The following is a 19,624-nucleotide window of genomic DNA, read 5'->3' on the forward strand; positions in this document are numbered from 1 at the left end:
CAGTCTGTTTTTCATCGTGATGCAGGCCTAATGCCCGCCCTACGCCGTCTGCTCGAGCGAGAATGTCAGAGCGGACTCCAGATCTATGTTCAGGTTCTGGTCGATGTTGACGGCAACATCCGTGAAGTCGACAGTGATTGTGACCGGAATCGTGTACGTAGTGGCCGCGTCGAAACTCACACTGTTGCCCTCCACCTCGATTCCATCAACGGACTCTGAGTCAATAACCATGGCAACGGCCAGATCCTGTTCCGCGACAGTTGCACCGAGGTCATTGGTGACAGGCGCCACAAGGACAGTGGGTACTGTCAGCTCGGCGTGGAGGTTTTCACCTTCGGCCTTGACTGTGACGGTGGTGTTGTACGTGAGGCTGTCGCCTGGAATTATCTGGAATGTACCGATGTCAGCGATGGGACCGTGCGTAGCCTCGGCCCACGAACCGGCGGCGACCGACAGGCTCAGCTGACCAGTGGAGACCATGCCGGCATCCACAGTGGCTGTATCTGACCAGACTGCGAACGTGCCTGCGCCGCCTAGAAGCAAGATGCCGGCGGCACCGGCGGCGATTGCGCCTTTTATTGCTTTATTCATGGTGGGGCCCCCTGAGACCGGATCTTGGATATCTGGCGGGGTTGGTCCCGCTGAACCCATTGTTGCGACCGCTCCACAAGAGCTCCCAGGGATTACATCAAATGCCCGCAAAGATTGGCGCAGACTTGCTCAAGATCAGAATGACGGGGGAGGCCCATCTGCCGGCAGCCTCAGAGTGAAGGTGCTGCCCTCACCGGGGCGGCTCTCACAGGAAATGTCTCCGCCGTGGCGTTCAACGATCGTCTTGGTGATGGACAGCCCCAGCCCTGCGCCTGCAATCGAGGCTTCCCTCGCCGAGTCTGTGCGGAAGAATCGCTTGAAGACATTTGTAGAGTCTTCGGCACTCATCCCCATTCCGGTGTCCTTCACACGTAGCTGGATCCAGTCATCGGTACCTTGGGCACTGATGCTCACTACGCCACCACCGGGGGAGTACTTGATGGCATTCGAAACCAAGTTGTCGAGCGCCTGCCCGATCCTCAGCGGATCCGCGTAAGCCCAGAGGGGCGAAGGAACATTGGCCACGAGTGAGATGTTGGACTGATCTGCCTGGGCCCGGGCAGAGCCGATGCTGGTCTCAACCAGGCCGGCCAGGTCTGTCCGCTTCGGATAAACCTTGAGGGCAGATGAAGCCGACAGCATCAGGTCCGATACCAGGGCCAGCAGCCTCTCGGAGTTACGCACTACAACCTCAAGGCGTTGGGCAGAGAGCTTGGACGTTCCCTCCACGTCCTCGAGCACCAGATCAACGTTTCCGAGGATGGAATTCAACGGTGTCCTGAATTCGTGGGACACATTGGATACAAGATCTTCGTTTGCCGCGAGGGCGTCCACTAGGCCAGTCACATCGTTGTAGACGATCACCGCTCCGGCGAAGCCGCCGCCGTCGTCCGTCATTGGCCGGGCAGCTGTGGAAACAGCGCGCTGATCGGCTCCCTCTCCAATCCAGACGAGGTAATCCGCGAAAGATTCACCCTCGATTGCCCGCCGGATCGGGCGTTTGTCCGGGGGCAGCGGCGTCAGCTTATCTTGGGCGAAGATTAGTTGATTTTCCTCCTGAGGCGCCAGCTTGCGGTTCGTGGGATTTGCAGCCTGCTCGAATACTTTCTGGCGGTTGTTAGTCAGCAGGTGCTGACCGTCTGAATCCACCGCGACAATTCCGACGTCGGTCGCGTCCAGAATCGTCTTTAGCAGTTGTTCGCGGTCTCGGGTGGCGGCCAGCGCTTCGCGGAGTTCCTTGTCTTTTTCCTGCAGCTGCCGCTGCTGGAGCCGCATGTTCTCGCTGGCAAAGCGAATTGCCAGTGCGACGGCCAGCATCATGAGAGGCAGCAGAACAATTGACGTGATGTCCGACGCTGTGAAATTGGGGAATTTTCCCAATAACGATGGAAGAAGGATGAGTACCGGCCCTACAACACTCAAAATGATGCTGGTGCGGGCGAGCATTCCCGACGCTGCGAGCCAGATAACCGGAAATATGGCGAGTGTCGCCAAGCCTGGCAACATTGACCCGGCACCGTTGCGTGAAAGCCAGATGGCGAGCAGGTCCAGCACCGGTATGACCAGGTAGGCGCTTGGACTCAACCGCTCCCATGGGACGAGGAAGCAGCCCACGAAAAGTAGACAGTGGAGGACTATGCCGGAAATATAGACAGGATTATGCAGCAGGGTGGGCCAGGCAAAAGGAGTCGCCACGGCTACCGCAACGACGATCAGCGTCAGCGGAAGCTGGCACAAGGCGACCTGGGTGCGCGGACCCAAGCGCCTGAAATACCGCGCTGCGCCACGCTGCAAGAGGCGATCAGTCACTAGAGAGGCCCAAGTTCTTTGGTCCTAGTCCGGTACAAAATGAGTTCGCGAGCGAATTCGTCAAGAGCACGGCCCCCCGGCCTTCCTGGTCCCTGGAATGTACTTCTGGTGTCATCATAATTGACTTTGGCAAGATGAAAGAGAAAAAGCGTGTCATCGGTCATCCTTGCTTGTAGCGTAGAGACAGTTGGAGTGGAGATGGCATTGGCGCTGGGCTGATGGGGGGCATTTCCACCTGGCATGGGGATAACAATGGACGATCTTGGAGTAGCAGTAGTAATCGAAGATGACGTGGATATTCGCAACCTTCTGGAGGGCGTTCTGACTCAGGCAGGTTTTGAGGTCCACACCGCCGTTGACGGGCGGGAGGGCGTAGAAGTTGTGCGGCATAAGCAAGCCAGCGTGGTCACGTTGGACATCGGCCTCCCTGACATTGATGGGTTTGAAGTGCTACGGCGGATCCGCTATTTCAGCGATGCCTACGTGGTGATGCTGACTGGCAGGACCGAAGAGCCGGACCTCCTGTCGGCGCTGAACGCGGGAGCGGACGATTACATCGCCAAACCGTTCAGGCCACGCGAGCTTCGGGCGAGGCTGGCGGCGATGATGCGCCGGCCCCGCCACGAGGTCAACGGTGAGGTACAGGTGCCAGCAGCGTGGACGGCAACTCCTGCTGCCGCTGCGTCCGTGGTGGATCCCGGCGTCTTTCAGCACAACGGGCTGACGCTGGATTCCAGAACCCGCTCTGTCGTAGTCCGCGGTGAACAACTGGGGCTGACCCGAAGCGAGTTTGATCTCTTACACGAACTGTTAAAGGGTGGCGGTGCGGTTTCCACCAGGGCTGATCTCGTGCGTGCGGTGAGGGGAGACTTCTACGAGGACGACACCTACATCAGCGAAGCCGATGAGCGGGCGGTAGAAGTGCACATCGGTAACCTGCGGCGCAAGCTTCAGGAGGACCCGCTGTCTCCACGCTGGCTTCAGACAGTGCGTGGGGTCGGATATCGGCTGGCGCCGAAGAGCCCGGATCAGCAGGGCTAGGGGCAGGCTGGACCTAACCGTTCTTCAGGATGTAATTGTCTTGGAGTTCCGAGACGGTCCGGTCGCCGTTATGGGCGACTCGTTCCATAAGTTCCTGGCCTCGGCCAAAGTCGCCCTGACGAATCACCTTTTCCAGGATCTCCGCGAGCCGTGCCAGACGGACGCCACCAACCATGGCAGACGTAATCTTCAAGCTGATGATCGCGTCAAGGGCCGCCGCTCCGTCCTCGCTTTGCACCGCAGCGGCCAGCCGGGCGCAACGCTGATCCCACATGGCCGCGTAGTCGCGGGCGAAGCGGACAGCAAGTTCTGATCCGTTCAGCTGGTCTTCCAGGTCCTCAAGAATGCTGGCATCGACCAAGGGGAGCAGTTCTTCGACGTCAGGAGATATTCCAGCATCCGCACCGAGCCGCGACCCCGCCGACGAGGTGTCCGCGGGGACACCTCCATCGCTGGTGCCGGGCTGTGGAATGTTCATGGCCTAAGGCTACTTCCTGATTATTTCGAAAATCTGGATTTAGGGAGATCCTGTGGAAACCTTGCGGGATCATTGACGCTTGAGGATCCCATGTCACTTAGCGCTGAACGTCATAACGGCATTGATGACAGCCGGGCCCAGAATTGCAATAAAAAGCACCGGGAAAATGAAGAACAGAAGGGGAAACAGGATCATCACCGGAAGCTTCATGGCTTTCTCCTCCGCCCGCTGGCGCCGCTTCACGCGCATCACCTTCGCCTGGACCCTGAGGACACGGCTGATGGCAATGCCATAGGTATCTGCTTGAACGATGGCTTGGACAAAGCTACGGAGCTCCGGAAGGCTGGTCCGCTCGGCGAGGGCCAGATAAGATTCCCGGCGGCTACGGCCAACCTGCATGTCCTGCAGGGTCCGTACCAGTTCTTCCGCGAGCGGGCCCTTTCCGTTCTCGCCAGCTCGAGCCATGGCCCCCTCGAAACCAAGGCCGGCTTCCACCGAGATAAGCATTTGATCCAGGGTGTTGGCCAGTTCCAGTTGCATAACCTTCTGCCGTTCCTGTCCCTTGCTGTAGAGAAGGAGGTCCGGAATGAAGTAGCCCAAGATCAGGACAAACAGTCCCGCGAGCTTCATAATCGGCGTCGTGCCTACCGAGCTGAGCCAGAGCCCCACGAGGCCCCCCGCCAGACCGAGGACGGGTTTCGCCGCAAGTACCCGGCCAAGCGGAAGGTTCGCGGGGCGGCCGGCCAGGGAAAGCAGGTGGTCGAGCTTCTGCACATAGCCGGCAGGAGTGATGCGGCGGCCGATCTTCTCCAGCGGACCGCTGCTGGTTATCTTTTCTGCTTCGGCCCGGTGGGCGCCACGGGACAAAATATCGCGGGCAACAGCCTGGCCCTTTTTGTCCGTGGAAAGCAGAGACCAGGCAAGATAGCCGAGCGGCAGGCAAATAAGGAGGAGGGCGAGAAGTATCAAAGGGCTCATGGTTTTGGCTCAGAACTTCAGGTCGATGATCTTGCGCATCCAGAGACCACCGATAGTCATCATGATGATCGAGGCGACGATCATGATCCAGCCCAGGACGGTGGAAACCATCTTGTCCATGTAACCCGGGCTAACCATCATGAGCATGGCCACGATACCAACGGGGAGCGCCATGAGTATGTAGGCGGAGAATTTTCCCTCCGCTGCGAGGGATTTGATGTGGCCCTTGATCTCGTTGCGCTCGCGGATGGTCTCGTTGACTTGGTCCAGGACTTCAGCCAAGTTGCCGCCCACCTCCCGGTTGATCTGGATGGCCTGAGAGATCCAGACGAAGTCTTCGTTCTGCATGCGTGCGGCAGTGTCGTTGAGCGAAACGAGCAGGTCCCGCCCGAGACTGGTCTCCGAAACGATCCGGCGCATCTCCTCGGAGGTTGGAGCCTGTGATTCGTTGGCGGCGGCGTCAACGGCACGCAGGATGCTGTGTCCCGCCCGCAGGCTGCCGGACAGTAACTGCAGCGTGTCGCCCAGCTGGTCACCAAACTTTGTCCGCCTCTTGCCCGTGCGGAAGCCGATCACTAAATGGCCAACGAACGGTGCCGCGATCACCAGAAGGATGGCCAAGAGGGGTCCGGCGACGACGAGGCCAACCAGGGCCCCTACGAAGGCACCGATGATCACCAGGAGCAGGAAATCCGCCTGGCTCAGGCGCAAACCTGCATTTTCAAGAATTTCCCGGTTGAAGAAGCGGACATTGCGCTTGGCGAGGAAACGCTCCAATCCTTGGACCGCGGATCCGGCGAAGCGCGTCAGCTGGGAATCTGACTCGGTGCGGAAAGGCTGACGGCGGTCCATCGGCACGGAAGGGGTGCGGGGGATCATCACCGCGACCCCTGCGAGGGCGACTGCGCCAACCACGAGGATGATTCCAAATGTGAGGACCACGTCAGTGCCTCCCGCTGGAGGCCAAGGGGGCGCCGAACACGCCTGCCGATACGTGGATGCCCAAGTCCTCGAAGCGGTCGATGAACCGTGGACGAATGCCTGTAGGGATGGGAGAGCCGAGGAACCGTCCGTGCTGGTCCACACCGGCCGAGTAGTCGAAGACGAAGGCGTCCTGGAGGGTGACGATGTCGCCCTCCATGCCCTGGACCTCGGTCACATGCGTGATGCGCCGGGTACCGTCCCTTAGACGGGAGATCTGGATGATCAGGTTGACCGCAGATGCGATCTGTTCGCGAATGGCCCGTAGAGGCAGATCCATGCCCGCCATGAGGACCAGGGTCTCCAAACGTGCAACGGCGTCGCGCGGGGAGTTGGAGTGGACCGTGGAAAGCGAGCCGTCGTGGCCCGTGTTCATCGCCTGGAGCATGTCCAGGGATTCTCCGCCACGGACCTCACCCACCACGATGCGGTCAGGACGCATACGGAGCGAATTCCTGAGCAGTTCACGGATTGTCACTTCGCCCTTGCCCTCGGTGTTCGGTGGCCGGCTTTCCAGACGGACCACGTGGTCCTGCTGCATCTGGAGTTCAACGGCGTCCTCGATGGTCACGATGCGCTCGTCGGCCGGGAGGAACGATGAAAGAACGTTAAGCAGCGTGGTCTTACCGGTACCGGTACCGCCGGAGACGATGATGTTCAGCTTGGCCTTGACGCAGGCGTTGAGCAGTTCCGCCATTTCCGGGGTGAGAGTTCCGAAGTCGATCAGGTTCTTCACCGTCAGGGGAACTTTGCTGAACTTACGGATGGTTAGCGAAGACCCGCCGACGGCCAGCGGAGGGATCACGGCATTCACACGGGAGCCGTCTTCCAGGCGCGCATCAACCAGGGGGGACGACTCATCGATGCGCCGTCCCACCTTGGAAACGATTCGCTCGATGACCTTGCGCAGGTGATCCTCCGAGCCGAACCGGGATTCGGTCAGAGTCAGCTGGCCCTTGCGCTCCACATAGATCTGGTCCATCCGGTTCACCATGATTTCGGTGACCGCCGGATCGTCCAGCAGGCGCTGCAACGGGCCGTAGCCGAGCACGTCGTCGGCCACGTCGGCGACGAGACGGGAACGCTCGTCAGCCGTCAACGGAACCTGCTCCGCGTCGATGATGCGGCTGAGTTCCTCACGGGCCGTGCTTCGCAGCTCCTTCTCGGTGATGGTGGAGTCGTTGAATCGGGCTCCCATCCGCTCGAAGAGGGCGGTCGCCGCCCTCTGCTTGAGGGCGGCGAACGCATCCACCGGCTGTTGGGTCTTGGCCTTGAAGACATCGTGTTGCTCAGCCAACAGCTGGAGAGGCTTCGCTGCCGGCTCCTGACGCCCTGTTGTCGGCTGGCCGCCTTCACGGCGGATCGAAGGAGTGGTTGCCGCCGTTTGTGCGTGCGTGGCAGGTAGGGTCCCTCCGGTATTCGGCAGAAGCGCTGTCACTGCGGGGGCACCCGGGGTGGGGGCTGCGGCAGGGACAGCGGCAGGCTGGGACTTCGCCTGGGCCGCCTGGATGCGTTCGGACAGCTTCATCTAGACCACCACCCGGCGGTGGCTTTGCCGCTGGATCTTTGCCTGCCCGGCAGCGCTGAAACGCTCCACGAGCTGGCTGAGTCCCTTGACAGCGGGATCCTTTTTGGCTTCCTGAAGAACGGGAACGCCACGGTTGGTGGAGAACGCCACGGCACGGGACCTTGGCACGCTGACATCGACAGGAGCACCAATGGTTGATTCGATGTCCTGAACAGAAAGCCCGCATTTAGCGTCCGCCATGTTCAGGACCACGTGCCGCCCCTCGGGGAGAATGTCGAGCTGGCGAAGGATGTCCAATCCGGAGCGCAGGCCGCGGACGCTGGGGATGTCCATGGCGCTGACCCAGACGACGTCGGTGCAGGCCTCCATGGCCGCCAGCCCGATCTCCGGCAAGCCGGGGGCGGTGTCAACAACCACGAATTGGAATTCTTCCGCCAGCTGTTCCAGCAGCCGGGTGACCTGCTCGGGTGCGATATGGTCGGCTTCAACAGGGTTATCAGGTGCGCACAGGGCGTAAATGCTCGAGGGGTGCACCGTGAGGAAGGCCTTGAGCACCAGGGTGTCCTGGCTGGCCGCGGGGGAGACGGCGTCCGTGACAGTGTGCTCCGGGCTGAGGTAGAGCCCGGAGGCAACGTCGCCGAACTGCAGATCGAGGTCCACCACCACTACGCTCATCGGCGCCACTTTGCCCAGGCCGACGGCGAGATTGGTTGCGATGGTGGTTTTCCCGACACCGCCTTTCGGGGAGAAAACGCCGATCACCCGTCCTTTGCCGCTCTGGGCCTGCTGCGGCTGGCCTGCGCGGTGGCGGCTGGCGAAGGACTGGCAGGCACGCTCCAACAGCACCCGCAGCTGGGCGGGCTCCGCGGACGGGCTGAGGATGTCACGCACACCGGCACGCATGGCATGCAGGATGAGCTCCGGGTCAGGCTCGCTAACCAGGAGAACCGTAAGGTCAGGTAGCTGGACGTCGAGCACGGTGGCCAGGCGGAGTGCCTCATCAATGGGTACATCCGGTCCCAGGATGAGGACCTCCGGCTGTTCCTGGTTGAGCTGTGCGAACAAGTCGTACGGGCCTGCGGGTAGGACGTTCGTGAAGAATGTCTGGACACCGCCTTGGAGACCGCCCGCCACTGCCTGCCGCAACCGGCTGTCAAAATCCGCATTTGGTGTGATCAGGACGAAGCGGCTCACTTGTAGACCTCGCTCCGCTGAATGATCCGGGGGCCGCTGTCAGTGGCGTCGATGGGTTCCTTGCTGAGCCACATTTTGGCGTACTCCGCGGCGAAGACGATCTTGGCTGCGTCAACATCAGTGACGGCAACAGTCAGCATGAGGGAACCCGTTGGCAGGGTGGTGTCCTGCGGGTCGGCTGCGTTAGGGTCAGCGCTCGCCGTCGGCGCGGGGGCGGCTTTTGGCGTTGCTACGGGCGCCCGCTGGACGGCCGTGACGAGTGCCTTGCGGACGGTCAGCTTGGTGGTTTCCTTGTCGGCCTTGGCCTCCAGGCCACCTGTGTCCATGGACACGAAGATGCCCACATGGTCGCCGGGGGCTAGCCGGCCACCAACCACGCGGTCCGGTTCAAGCTGGAAGGAGACTTCCTGCAGGCCGGCCGGAACTTCCACCGATCCTTGCGTTTTGAGTTCATCTGGAGCGATCAGGCGCTCGGCCACAAGCTGTTCGCCTGGTACGAGGTCCACGGCAGCCACCTTGCCCGTTGAGGCGTCAAGGGACTTGAGGGACGAGTCAGTCACTGCTGCTGCCGGAAGTTGCTCCGTTGCCAACGAGGCCGCCATGGATTCCACCGGAGTGCCTGCGGGAATGGCCGTCTTCACAACCAGGACCGCCACGGGCTCGAGGTTCTTAACGGCCCGCTGGTCCGCGCCCTGGGCATAAGACATAACCAACATGGCGCCGACGATGGCGAGGACGATGGCCGCGATCCCGGCTACTAGGCGTGACTTCACGTCAGGGTTCTCCAATTGTGAGGCGGACTACAGACGTCCCGTAGTCGGGGGTGTTGCCGAGTTCAAGGGCTTTGCTCAGCGAGACGTACTCCACGAAATGCCCGCGAAGGCATTTGTTGCAAATCTGGCCGCCGGATATTTGCCAACTTGCGCTGGCAAAGTGGTAGGCGGTTACGTGAAAGGCTGCGAAGCCCTTGATGTAGTATTCACCCCCGGAGCCAGTCCCTGCCGCGACGGCGTAGAGGGGCAGAAGCACGGTTTGATTGTTCATCTTGCTTAGGTCGTCCGCGGTGCACACGGAAGGCATGCTGGCACCGGGATCGCTGTAAACCCAGGTTCCTTCATGGTCGGCAGTGCCGACGGTCACAGTGATGCCGCATTCGCCATCCGTTTCGCCATCCCTTGAATCCTTCAGCCAACCAAATCCGCCTGGAATTCCCCCGCAGCCGTTGACTGCCAACTCAAGCACTTGCTCGCTTCCCACGCCGGCTGCAGCATCCAGGTTGAACTTGCATGCAGCAATTGCCAGCGGCAGGATCACGGGGCCCTTTGACGGTGTGCCCCACTGAACGCTCGAAGTGGCTGATACCTCGGCGCTGGGGATGCCGAGGACACCCGCGAAGAAAAGCGAGACGCTGTTCGTGGCGCCGCCGGCTTCTTTCGCACCTGTTGTCACCCGGACCGTGCCGTTATCCTTGTCGAGGTCGATGGACTTCATGTTGCTCAGCCCATCCACCGAATTCAAATTGGCGAAGTCTGCAGCCAGCGGAGATATTTCGGAGCAGTTCGTATCCGCCTTATCCTTGGCGCATTTCTGGGCCACCATCAAGGCCGCTGCGTCTGCGCCGTTTTGCAGTTGCGCGCGTTCGGAGTAGAGCTTGGCGACGTCAATGGAGATGGCCGCGAAACCGAGCAGCACCACCATGAGTATGGCGACGATGACGGCGGTCCCGCCGCGTTCCCTATCGGTTGGTTCTGCTATCCGCCGCACAGCATGGTTCCCTTCCCTGTCATGGCGAACGGGCCTGCGATTCCGGTTATGGTGGGAAGCGTGTAGTGAACAACAACTGAGATTTGCGGGACTGCTGCACCGGGGGTAACAGGGCAACTTGATGGATTAAAATCAATATTTGCTGCTGTAAGCGTGGCACCGAAAGTAATTGCTTTGTTTGCTGCCGCAAGCGCGGCGGCCTTCTTCTCGCTGACAGGTATCGCGCTATTGCTGATCGCCATGGAACGGACGGACTCACGCGCTGCATTCGTAAGTGACATCTGCACGTTGTAGGCGCGACCGAACTCCATGATGCCTAAGAACAGCATGATGAGGATAGGTGCCAAAAGCGCGAACTCAACCGCGACAGCGCCGCGTTCGGATGTTCGCCACATGGCGTCACCTTCCTCAAAGCGTATTGGCCACGAAATGTGAGTCGGGTGGCGGAGGCTGTTGAGGCCTCCGCCACCCGTCCACAGGTTACGAGGTAGAGAGCGTGGCTGCCTCGATTAAGCCGCGCATTTGGCGTCAACCGCAGCGACAGCCCCAGCTCCAGCGGCGTCAGCGGGGACAGCGGCCACAGCGGGAACAAATGCTTTACCGGAGACGGAGCACTGAGCCTTGATGAAGGTCTCTTTCATGCTGCCACCCAGCAGCGTGACAGCGGCAATGATGACGACGGCGATGAGGGCGACCATGATGCCGTATTCGACGGCGGTCGCACCCTTTTCATCGCGGTGAAGGCGGGCAGAGACGTTCGTGTAGAGAGAAAGCATTTTGAACTCCTGAGCGAGTGAAGGGAAGCTGGTCCGTCACCAGCTCTGTAAAATAGAATGCAACGAGATTTCCCCTGGAAGTACGGAATTTGCCATTTCCTGTGTAAAGCTTTCCCAAGCTGTGCATTTCCTGCGGTTTCACTGCGCCAACCTTGCATTTGCCTACTTTTCCCGTGTACAAAAGGTCCTCTTCCATCCTGCGGGATCCGTGAGGTCCGGTCAGGCTGCGGACAAGACAACGCCGAGTGTCGCCGCCAGCATCGCGGGCCCGAACGCCACTTCCGAGGATTTTCCCGCTCGTTTCAGCGAAATCAACACGACGGAGGCAATCCCGCCCAGCACGAAGCCCAGGGCACCGCCGTAGAACAGGTGGCTCCAGCCCAAGTAGCCCAGGAACAGGCCCACGGGTGCGGCGAGCTTCACGTCGCCCATTCCGATCCCGCTGGGGGAAATAAGAGCCAGAACCAGGTAGATAAAGAACAATATGACCGCGCCGGCGACTGCCCGCAGCAGCGAGGACCAGGCTGCCGAGAACGAGCTGCTCATGGCGAAGAGCGCCAAGCCGCCAATGAGCAGCGCCAAAACGAGGGCATTGGGGAGCAGGTGGTGGGCCAGATCGATCCGCGCCAGCTGCACGGCGAGCACCCCAAGCACCAGAAAAGCAGGCAAGGACCAGTCCATCCCGATCCGCAGCGCCAAGGCAGCGCAGAGCGCGGCGGTGAGGACCGCCGTCGTAATTCTGGACCTGATGGAAGGCAATCCGCCAAGGCGGGGGAGCGAGCGGGCGATCAGCAGTTCAGTGAGCACGCCAAGGAGTACGCCGAGCAGGCCTACTGCGAGGACGAAAAGCGGTCCAGCGCCGGAGGCAATATCTGCTGAGGACACGCATACTCCCAGGGCTGGAACGGGCCGGCGCAGGCCAAGGCACGCGTGCACCCCGAGACCGGATACCCCATTTTGACCCTGACGCCCGCTTCAAGCTACTATTGGTAGTCGTTGTGCGTGTCCTTTCTCGATGATGCGTGCCCGCTTGAGAATCCGGTTGCAGGATGACTACTCAACGAGCACATTCGGGACTTCAGGATGACTGGTTACATGGAGCCCTCACCTCTGTTCCGGTAGCGCATAGATAGTAGGTGCACACGCTTGAGTGACACCTAAACAAGAACGCCAGAACAAGAACGAGGCAAAAACCGTGCGTACGTACACCCCGAAGCCCGGCGATATCAACCGCCAGTGGCACGTCATTGACGCCACAGACGTTGTCCTTGGTCGTCTCGCGAGCCAGACCGCAATCCTGCTGCGCGGCAAGCACAAGGCCACCTTTGCGTCCCACATGGACATGGGCGACTTCGTCATCATCATCAACGCCGAGAAGGTAGCCCTGACCGGCGCCAAGCTGGAGCAGAAGCGCGCATACCGCCACTCCGGCTACCCGGGCGGCCTGACCTCCGTCACCTACGCGGAACTGCTGGAATCCAACCCGGTCCGCGCTGTTGAGAAGGCCATCAAGGGCATGCTCCCCAAGAACTCCCTCGCTGCACAGCAGCTGGGCAAGCTGAAGGTGTACCGCGGTGCAGAGCACCCCCACGCCGCCCAGCAGCCCAAGACTTTCGAAATTACCCAGGTCGCCCAGTAGTCCTGGCCACCAAACAACTTATCTATACAAGGAGAACCGTGGCTCAGAACGAAGAGACCACCGAAGCCGTTGAGGCTGAGGAAACCCTGACCAGCTACACCTCGGAAAGCGGAGCTGCCGAGGCTGCTGCGCCCAAGAAGGAGCGTCCGGCACTGACCGTTGCCGGCGCGGCTGTTGGCCGCCGCAAGGAAGCTGTTGCCCGTGTCCGCGTTGTGCCGGGTTCCGGCAAGTGGACCATCAACGGCCGCGAGCTGGCGAACTACTTCCCGAACAAGCTGCACCAGCAGGACGTCAACGAGCCCTTCAAGATCCTCGATCTTGACGGCGCCTACGACGTCATTGCCCGCATCCACGGTGGCGGCATTTCCGGCCAGGCCGGTGCCCTGCGCCTCGGCATCGCCCGTTCACTGAACGAGATCGACACCGAGAACAACCGCGCCACCCTGAAGAAGGCCGGCTACCTGCGCCGTGACGCACGCGTCATCGAGCGCAAGAAGGCTGGTCTCAAGAAGGCCCGCAAGGCTCAGCAGTACTCCAAGCGCTAAATCCGCTTGCACAGAAGCCCGTCCCGCCATTGGCGGGGCGGGCTTCCGCCGTTAATCCATGGCGTATGAAGTGCAGCTGACCGGCCGTTTCAGGCCTCTCGGCCTCCATCGCCTACACTTGACCCGATGTCTAGATTATTTGGAACAGATGGTGTCCGGGGCCTGGCTAACGGCCTGTTGACGGCGGAGCTGGCAATGCAGCTGGCCCAGGCGGCCGCCGTCGTGCTTGGCCATGACCGCAACACCGACAGGACCCGGCCCCGTGCCGTGGTGGCGCGTGATCCCCGCGCCAGCGGTGAGTTCATTGCCGCCGCCGTTGAGGCGGGGCTGTCAAGCTCTGGCATCGACGTCTACGACGCGGGCGTCCTCCCGACGCCGGCAGCGGCCTACCTCGTGGCCGACCTCGATGCCGACTTCGGCGTCATGATCTCGGCGTCGCACAACCCGGCGCCGGATAACGGCATCAAGTTCTTCGCCCGCGGTGGCCGGAAGCTCCCCGACCACGTCGAGAATGCCATCGAGGAACAGATGGGCAAGGAGCCGACCCGGCCCGTCGGCGGGGACGTGGGCCGCATCCAGCGCTTCTCTGACGCTGAAGACCGCTACATCGTCCACCTGCTGGGAACCCTTCCGCACCGCCTGGAGGGGCTGAAGGTGGTCCTGGACTGCGCCCACGGCGCTGCCAGCGGCTGCTCACCGCAGGTCTTCAAGGACGCGGGCGCCGACGTCGTGGTCATCGGCGCCGAGCCCGACGGACACAACATCAACGAAGGCGTAGGTTCCACCCACCTGGGCCCCCTCAAGGCTGCGGTATTGAAGCACGGAGCAGACCTGGGGGTTGCCCACGACGGCGACGCCGACCGTTGCCTCGCCGTGGACCACGAAGGCAACGAGGTGGACGGCGATCAGATCATGGCCATCCTGGCCGTGGCACTGAAGGCCTCCGGCAAGCTCGTCGACGACGTCCTGGTGGCCACCGTCATGAGCAACCTCGGGCTCAAGATCGCCCTCCGCAAGGCGGGCATCAGCATCCGTGAAACGGCGGTGGGGGACCGCTACGTCCTGGAAGAAATGCGCGACGGCGGCTTCAACCTCGGCGGCGAACAGTCCGGCCACGTGATCTTCGCCGACTACGCCACTACGGGGGACGGTGTGCTGACCGGCCTTCAGTTGGCAGCGCAGATCGCCCTGACGGGCCGCCCGCTGAAGCAGTTGGCCACCGTGATGACCAAGCTCCCGCAGGTACTGATCAACGTCCGGGGAGTGGACCGCACGCGCGTCGGCAGCTCGGACGCGCTGGCGAAGGCTGTGACGGCCGCTGAGGCCGAACTGGGCGACACGGGACGGGTCCTGCTGCGTCCGTCCGGCACTGAGCCCGTGGTGCGCGTCATGGTGGAGGCCGGCGATGCGGCCACAGCGGAATCCATCGCTGAACGCCTTGCCCAGATTGTCCGGACCGAGCTTGCCCTGGAGCTTGTCGCCGAGTGAGCCGGAACCGTCAATAGAAATGGCCCGCCTCCGTCTGGAGGCGGACCATTCTTTTCTGGATCGGTATAGGGATTTAGCGCGTGCGGTTCAGAGCGTCCCTGATCTCGGTGAGGAGGGCGATCTGCGGGTCTTCGTCAGCCTCCTCCTTGACGTCCTTGTTGATCCCCAGCTTGCGGTTGCGGAGCTCGATCATGTGGTTCATGGGAAGCACCACCACGAAGTAGATAGAGGCGGCCACCAGCAGGAACGAAATGATGGAGGAGATGACGGACCCGTACATGAATCCCTCCCACTGCATTTCGGCCATGCCCTTGGCGCTGAACAGTCGTCCGATCAGGGGCGTGAGCAGGCCTTCGACGATTGAGGTCACGACGGCGCTGAATGCGGCACCCATCACAACGGCGACGGCAAGGTCTACGACGTTGCCCTTCATGATGAAATTCTTGAATCCTGTCAGCATGACAACCACGCTAGCCGAACCTCGTGAACAGGCTGTGTCATTGGCGTAACTCCCCGGCGTAGTGTCGGGAACTAGGCCTGCCCACTCTTCGTTCAGGGATACCCCGGCGCTGCTTCCACTCCGAAGTACTCTTCCACCGTGTTGATGCCCCGGTTCGACATGTCGGTGGCTGCTTCCACCCCGATGTAGCGCAGGTGCCACGGTTCGTAGTAATACCCGGTGATCGGGTGGAACATCCACGGGTACCTGACCACAAACCCGAACCGGTGCCCGTTCGCTTTCGCCCAGACAGCTGCCGGCTGCTCCGCGAAGCAGGGCTGGAAACTGCAGGCCCCGCCGCCGTCGCCGATATCAAAGGCCCAGCCGGTCTGGTGCTCCGAATATCCCGGCCGGGCACTGGCGGTATCGGCATCAGCCTGGCCACGCGCCGCCACGTAGCCGGCATAGGTGGACACCTGGGTGCCATAGGAGCGGTAGCCGCTCGCCAGCGTCATCGCCACACCTTCCTGAGCCGCCGCAGCGAACATCGTCTCCGCGGCCGCCGCCGTCGTGCTGTTCAACAGGGCAGCTTCACCGGAAACCGCCAGCGCGATATTGGGCTGGACCAGGTCCGCCGGCATGTAGTCGGCCGGAGCCAGCGGGCGGTGCTTGTTGACCACCAGCCAGGGGCTGGCAGGATCCGTCAGGGAAGACTTGCGGGGCAGCGCGGCAGCTGCCGACGGCGGCGCCGGAAGCTGCGTCGGGGACGGTCCAGCCGGCGTCGGGCTTTCCGTGGTGGGGGCCGCAACGGGGGAGGAGGACGCGGACGTCACGGACGTAGCAGTGGTAGCCGACGACGACGGCGCCACTTGGGACGGGACGTCCGGCGTGCACGCTGTCAGGACAGTCAGTCCCGCCCCGGCGGCGAGGAAACGTGTGAAGCTGCGCCGGCTGGTCTCCGCCGACGGGGTTCCCTTAACCGCAGCGCAGTCGTAGCACACGCGTGCTAGACCTTCCGAAGGAGCATGCGGCGGATGGAATGGTCGGCGTCCTTGGACAGCACCAGCTGGGCGCGCCCCCTGGTGGGCAGCACGTTTTCCTCCAGGTTGGGTTCATTGATGCGCTTCCAGATGTCCCGCGCGGTGCTTTCGGCCTCGGCAGCGGACAGCGTGGCATAGCGGTGGAAATAGGACTCCGGCTGCGCGAACGCCGTGCTTTGGAGCTTGCGGAAGCGGTCCACGTACCACTCTTCGATATAGGAAGTCGGGGCGTCCACGTAGATGGAGAAGTCGAAGAAGTCGCTCAGCGCGAGGCCCTGCTTGCCGTCGTGCCGGGGGCGGGCAGGTGCCAGGACGTTCAGGCCTTCGACAATCAGGACATCCGGACGGCGGACCACCACTTCCTTGCCGGGAACAATGTCGTAAGTGACGTGGGAGTACCAGGGCGCCCGGACTTCCTCGGCGCCGCCCTTGATCTCGCTGACAAAGCGCAGCAGTGCACGGCGGTCATAGGACTCCGGAAAGCCCTTGCGCTCCAGCAACTGGCGCCGCTTCAGCTCGGCAAGGGGGTACAGGAAGCCGTCGGTGGTGATGAGCTCCACGTTGGGGGTGCCGGGCCAGCGCCGCAGCATCTCCCGGAGCACACGGGCGATGGTGGACTTGCCTACCGCCACCGATCCGGCCACGCCGATGACAAAAGGTGTGCGCTGCGTTTTCTCGCCAAGGAACGTGGTGGTGGCCGAATGAAGCTGGTGGGAGGCCTCCACGTACAGGTGAAGCAGCCGGGAGAGCGGCAGGTAGACCTCCCGGACCTCCTTCATGTCCAGGGGATCGCCGAGGCCGCGCAGACGGACAATGTCCTCTTCGTTGAGAGGCTGTTCCATCTGGGCTGCGAGCCGGGACCAGGTCTGCCGGTCCAGCTCCACGAACGGGGAGACACCCTCGCCGTTCGCTTCATTGCGTTGCAAAGTCACTTTAGAGATTCTGCCCTTCACACGGCCGAGAGCGAAATGCGCGACCTGCCCATCCGCTGCGGATGCGTCAACGTTAAGCTCGCTGCCGCCCCGGGTTCAGTTTAGATCTCAACCCGGCTCCGGATAGTCTTGACCCTATGTGTGGAATCGTAGGATATGTAGGCCGCTCGGATGGTCATGGAAATGCCGGTCACAGTGCGCTGGATGTTGTTCTTGAGGGTTTGCGCCGCCTGGAGTACCGGGGGTACGACTCCGCGGGGGTCGCCGTTATTGCCGACGGCGTGATCTCGTCCCGTAAGAAGTCCGGGAAGCTGAGCAATCTGCTCGCTGAACTTGAGGCGCGACCGCTGCCCGAGACGTTCACCGGCATCGGGCACACCCGCTGGGCCACGCATGGCGGGCCCACGGACCAGAATGCGCACCCGCACCTGTCCGACGGCGGCAAGCTGGCCCTGATCCACAACGGCATCATCGAGAACTTCGCGGAGCTGAAGCGGGAGCTGCTGGCCAAGGGCGTCACGTTCGCCTCCGAAACGGACACCGAGGTCGCTGCGGCACTGCTTGGCGATATTTTCCGCACCAAACTGAACGGCGACGTGAGCGACGGCGGCCTGGCCAAGGCCATGCAGCTCGCCTGCCAGCGCCTTGAGGGCGCATTCACCCTGCTGGCGGTGCACGCGGACCAGCCCGATGTTGTGGTCGCGGCCCGCCGCAACTCACCTTTGGTGGTTGGCCTGGGCGAGGGCGAGAACTTCCTAGGCTCGGACGTCTCCGGCTTCATCGACTACACCCGACGTGCCGTGGAACTGGGCCAGGACCAGATTGTCACCATCACCGCCGACACGGTGGAGATCACCGACTTCTACGGGGCCCCGGCCGAGGGCAAGGAATACCACGTGGACTGGGATCCCGAATCGGCGGAAAAGGGCGGCTTCAGTTCCTTTATGGCAAAGGAGATCAACGACCAGCCCGACGCAGTGGCGCAGACGCTGCTGGGCCGTTCGGACATCAACGGCAGGCTGACCCTGGACGAGCTCCGGATCGATGTTGAGCAGCTGAAGCAGGTCAACAAGATCATCGTCCTCGCCTGCGGCACAGCTGCCTATGCCGGCACCGTGGCCAAGTATGCCATCGAGAACTGGTGCCGGATCCCCACGGAAGTGGAGCTGGCACACGAGTTCCGCTACCGCGACCCCATCCTGGACAGCAACACGCTTGTTGTCTCCATCAGCCAGTCCGGGGAAACCATGGACACGCTGATGGCTGTTCGCTACGCGAAGGAACAGGGCGCCAAGACCATCTCGATCTGCAACACCAACGGGTCCACCATCCCGCGGGAATCAGATGCGGTGCTGTACACGCACGCCGGTCCGGAAATCGCGGTGGCCTCCACCAAGGCCTTCCTGGCCCAGATCACCGCTGCTTACCTGCTGGGCCTGTACTTGGCACAGCTGCGCGGCAACATCTTCTCCGGGCAGATCAAGGACGTCCTGGCCGACCTGTCAAAGATCCCCGCGAAGATCCAGACCATTCTGGACAACTCCGGTCCGCTCCGCGAGTTGGCCCGCAGCATGAAGGACGAGAAGTCCGTCCTGTTCCTGGGACGACACGTGGGTTACCCCGTGGCCTTGGAAGGCGCGCTGAAGCTCAAGGAAATCGCCTACATCCACGCCGAAGGCTTCGCTGCCGGCGAGCTGAAGCACGGCCCCATCGCGCTGATCGAGGAAGGCCAGCCGGTGTTCGTGGTGGTCCCGTCGCCGCGCGGCCGGGATTCGCTGCACTCCAAGGTGGTCAGTAACATCCAGGAGGTCCGCGCGCGTGGCGCCCGGACGCTGGTTGTCGCTGAGGAGGGCGACGAGGACGTGAAGGCCTACGCCGAACACGTCTTCTATGTGCCGGAGACTCCCACGCTGCTGATGCCGCTGCTGACCACGGTGCCGCTGCAGATCTTCGCCCTGGAACTTGCCTCGGCCAAGGGCTACGACGTGGACCAGCCTCGCAACCTGGCCAAGAGCGTGACCGTAGAATAGCCGCATGATTGTTGGCATAGGCGTAGACGTTGTAGACATCGACCGGTTCGGCCGGCAGTTGGAGCGCACCCCCGGGCTGCGTGACCGGCTGTTTGTGCTCGCCGAGCGGGAGCTGAACACCCGTTCCCTTGCCGCGCGGTTCGCTGCCAAGGAAGCGGTGGCAAAGGTTCTGGGCGCACCTGCCGGCATGAACTGGCAGGACTGCTGGATCGGCCTGGACCACAACGGCCCCACCATCCAGGTCAAAGGCACGGTGCTTGCCGTAGCCGAGGCCAAGGGCGTCAAGCGCTGGCACCTGTCCATGAGCCACGACGGCGGGATCGCCACCGCCACGGTCCTGGCGGAAGGCTGAGCCCGAAGCTGAGCCTGCC

General features: G+C 62.1%; 21 protein-coding genes. 6 read left to right on the forward strand and 15 right to left on the reverse strand.

All coding sequences use genetic code 11. The annotated features are described in order from the left end of the window. Window positions 1–39: 39 nt before the first annotated feature. The gene (locus QFZ30_RS04570) at window positions 40–591 is read right to left on the reverse strand and encodes an alternate-type signal peptide domain-containing protein (protein WP_307073890.1); all 552 of its coding nucleotides are present in this window, start codon (window positions 589–591) and stop codon (window positions 40–42) included. 135 nt (window positions 592–726) lie between these two features. After that, window positions 727–2,400: a PAS domain-containing sensor histidine kinase gene (locus QFZ30_RS04575; RefSeq protein WP_307073892.1), complete on the reverse strand. Its 1,674-nt coding sequence runs from the start codon at window positions 2,398–2,400 to the stop codon at window positions 727–729. A 252-nt stretch (window positions 2,401–2,652) separates the two neighbouring features. Between QFZ30_RS04575 and QFZ30_RS04580 the strand changes: the two genes are divergently transcribed. Next, the gene (locus tag QFZ30_RS04580; protein ID WP_307073894.1) at window positions 2,653–3,441 is read left to right on the forward strand and encodes a response regulator transcription factor; all 789 of its coding nucleotides are present in this window, start codon (window positions 2,653–2,655) and stop codon (window positions 3,439–3,441) included. 13 nt (window positions 3,442–3,454) lie between these two features. On the opposite strand, the gene QFZ30_RS04585 is transcribed toward QFZ30_RS04580, so the two are convergent. The 10 genes from QFZ30_RS04585 to QFZ30_RS04630 form a co-directional block, all read right to left on the reverse strand. After that, window positions 3,455–3,919, reverse strand: coding sequence for an Hpt domain-containing protein (locus QFZ30_RS04585; protein WP_307073896.1), 465 nt, complete (start codon window positions 3,917–3,919; stop codon window positions 3,455–3,457). A 93-nt stretch (window positions 3,920–4,012) separates the two neighbouring features. Next, complete coding sequence (locus QFZ30_RS04590) at window positions 4,013–4,897, reverse strand: type II secretion system F family protein (RefSeq protein ID WP_307073898.1); 885 nt, start codon at window positions 4,895–4,897, stop codon at window positions 4,013–4,015. A gap of 9 nt (window positions 4,898–4,906) precedes the next feature. Further along, window positions 4,907–5,839: a type II secretion system F family protein gene (locus tag QFZ30_RS04595; protein WP_307073901.1), complete on the reverse strand. Its 933-nt coding sequence runs from the start codon at window positions 5,837–5,839 to the stop codon at window positions 4,907–4,909. Window position 5,840: 1 nt separating this feature from the next. Beyond that, window positions 5,841–7,406 (reverse strand): CpaF family protein, encoded by a 1,566-nt coding sequence (locus QFZ30_RS04600; protein WP_307073903.1) that lies wholly within the window; start codon window positions 7,404–7,406, stop codon window positions 5,841–5,843. Continuing rightward, window positions 7,407–8,600: an AAA family ATPase gene (locus QFZ30_RS04605; RefSeq protein ID WP_307073905.1), complete on the reverse strand. Its 1,194-nt coding sequence runs from the start codon at window positions 8,598–8,600 to the stop codon at window positions 7,407–7,409. Next, window positions 8,597–9,373 (reverse strand): Flp pilus assembly protein CpaB, encoded by a 777-nt coding sequence (gene cpaB / locus QFZ30_RS04610; protein ID WP_307073906.1) that lies wholly within the window; start codon window positions 9,371–9,373, stop codon window positions 8,597–8,599. Before cpaB ends, QFZ30_RS04605 begins: the two co-directional genes overlap by 4 nt. Before the next feature lies 1 nt (window position 9,374). Next, window positions 9,375–10,364 carry a TadE/TadG family type IV pilus assembly protein gene (locus QFZ30_RS04615; RefSeq protein ID WP_307073908.1) on the reverse strand — a complete coding sequence of 330 codons (990 nt, stop codon included), beginning with the start codon at window positions 10,362–10,364 and terminating at the stop codon, window positions 9,375–9,377. Then, window positions 10,352–10,759, reverse strand: coding sequence for a TadE/TadG family type IV pilus assembly protein (locus tag QFZ30_RS04620; RefSeq protein ID WP_307073910.1), 408 nt, complete (start codon window positions 10,757–10,759; stop codon window positions 10,352–10,354). The genes QFZ30_RS04615 and QFZ30_RS04620 overlap by 13 nt, the downstream gene beginning before the upstream one ends. 114 nt (window positions 10,760–10,873) lie before the next feature. After that, a complete protein-coding gene (locus tag QFZ30_RS04625) occupies window positions 10,874–11,140 on the reverse strand; it encodes a Flp family type IVb pilin (RefSeq protein ID WP_307073912.1) in 267 nt (88 codons plus the stop codon). Window positions 11,141–11,359: 219 nt separating this feature from the next. Beyond that, complete coding sequence (locus QFZ30_RS04630) at window positions 11,360–12,025, reverse strand: prepilin peptidase (protein ID WP_307073914.1); 666 nt, start codon at window positions 12,023–12,025, stop codon at window positions 11,360–11,362. A gap of 310 nt (window positions 12,026–12,335) precedes the next feature. Between QFZ30_RS04630 and rplM the strand changes: the two genes are divergently transcribed. The 3 genes from rplM to glmM all read left to right on the forward strand — a co-directional run bounded on the left by rplM (window position 12,336) and on the right by glmM (window position 14,812). Continuing rightward, window positions 12,336–12,779: a 50S ribosomal protein L13 gene (gene rplM / locus QFZ30_RS04635; protein WP_307080040.1), complete on the forward strand. Its 444-nt coding sequence runs from the start codon at window positions 12,336–12,338 to the stop codon at window positions 12,777–12,779. Between the two features lie 38 nt (window positions 12,780–12,817). Continuing rightward, window positions 12,818–13,324, forward strand: coding sequence for a 30S ribosomal protein S9 (gene rpsI, locus QFZ30_RS04640; RefSeq protein WP_307073916.1), 507 nt, complete (start codon window positions 12,818–12,820; stop codon window positions 13,322–13,324). A 126-nt stretch (window positions 13,325–13,450) separates the two neighbouring features. After that, a complete protein-coding gene (gene glmM, locus QFZ30_RS04645; RefSeq protein WP_307073918.1) occupies window positions 13,451–14,812 on the forward strand; it encodes a phosphoglucosamine mutase in 1,362 nt (453 codons plus the stop codon). Between the two features lie 73 nt (window positions 14,813–14,885). Here glmM and mscL read toward each other — a convergent pair whose 3' ends face one another. From mscL to coaA, 3 genes are all read right to left on the reverse strand, one after another. Continuing rightward, a complete protein-coding gene (gene mscL / locus QFZ30_RS04650) occupies window positions 14,886–15,272 on the reverse strand; it encodes a large conductance mechanosensitive channel protein MscL (protein WP_307073920.1) in 387 nt (128 codons plus the stop codon). Between the two features lie 92 nt (window positions 15,273–15,364). Then, entirely contained in the window at window positions 15,365–16,252 is an 888-nt protein-coding gene (locus QFZ30_RS04655; RefSeq protein WP_307073922.1) for a M15 family metallopeptidase, read from the reverse strand. A 5-nt stretch (window positions 16,253–16,257) separates the two neighbouring features. Continuing rightward, complete coding sequence (gene coaA / locus QFZ30_RS04660; protein WP_307073924.1) at window positions 16,258–17,223, reverse strand: type I pantothenate kinase; 966 nt, start codon at window positions 17,221–17,223, stop codon at window positions 16,258–16,260. Between the two features lie 137 nt (window positions 17,224–17,360). On the opposite strand from coaA, the gene glmS reads away from it, so the two are divergent. After that, window positions 17,361–19,253: a glutamine--fructose-6-phosphate transaminase (isomerizing) gene (glmS, locus tag QFZ30_RS04665; RefSeq protein ID WP_307073926.1), complete on the forward strand. Its 1,893-nt coding sequence runs from the start codon at window positions 17,361–17,363 to the stop codon at window positions 19,251–19,253. Between the two features lie 4 nt (window positions 19,254–19,257). Continuing rightward, window positions 19,258–19,605 (forward strand): holo-ACP synthase, encoded by a 348-nt coding sequence (locus QFZ30_RS04670; protein ID WP_307073928.1) that lies wholly within the window; start codon window positions 19,258–19,260, stop codon window positions 19,603–19,605. Window positions 19,606–19,624: the final 19 nt, after the last annotated feature.

The organism is Arthrobacter pascens (assembly GCF_030815585.1).
In the GTDB taxonomy this organism is placed as follows: domain Bacteria; phylum Actinomycetota; class Actinomycetes; order Actinomycetales; family Micrococcaceae; genus Arthrobacter; species Arthrobacter pascens_A.

Bases quoted from the DNA above. Each gene is read 5' to 3' on its own strand.
- QFZ30_RS04570 (WP_307073890.1), bottom strand. From the start codon at position 591: ATGAATAAAGCAATAAAAGGCGCAATCGCCGCCGGTGCCGCCGGCATC.
- QFZ30_RS04580 (WP_307073894.1), top strand. From the start codon at position 2,653: ATGGACGATCTTGGAGTAGCAGTAGTAATCGAAGATGACGTGGATATT.
- QFZ30_RS04585 (WP_307073896.1), bottom strand. From the start codon at position 3,919: ATGAACATTCCACAGCCCGGCACCAGCGATGGAGGTGTCCCCGCGGAC.
- QFZ30_RS04590 (WP_307073898.1), bottom strand. From the start codon at position 4,897: ATGAGCCCTTTGATACTTCTCGCCCTCCTCCTTATTTGCCTGCCGCTC.
- QFZ30_RS04600 (WP_307073903.1), bottom strand. From the start codon at position 7,406: ATGAAGCTGTCCGAACGCATCCAGGCGGCCCAGGCGAAGTCCCAGCCT.
- QFZ30_RS04620 (WP_307073910.1), bottom strand. From the start codon at position 10,759: ATGTGGCGAACATCCGAACGCGGCGCTGTCGCGGTTGAGTTCGCGCTT.
- QFZ30_RS04625 (WP_307073912.1), bottom strand. From the start codon at position 11,140: ATGCTTTCTCTCTACACGAACGTCTCTGCCCGCCTTCACCGCGATGAA.
- glmM (WP_307073918.1), top strand. From the start codon at position 13,451: ATGTCTAGATTATTTGGAACAGATGGTGTCCGGGGCCTGGCTAACGGC.
- mscL (WP_307073920.1), bottom strand. From the start codon at position 15,272: ATGCTGACAGGATTCAAGAATTTCATCATGAAGGGCAACGTCGTAGAC.
- glmS (WP_307073926.1), top strand. From the start codon at position 17,361: ATGTGTGGAATCGTAGGATATGTAGGCCGCTCGGATGGTCATGGAAAT.
- QFZ30_RS04670 (WP_307073928.1), top strand. From the start codon at position 19,258: ATGATTGTTGGCATAGGCGTAGACGTTGTAGACATCGACCGGTTCGGC.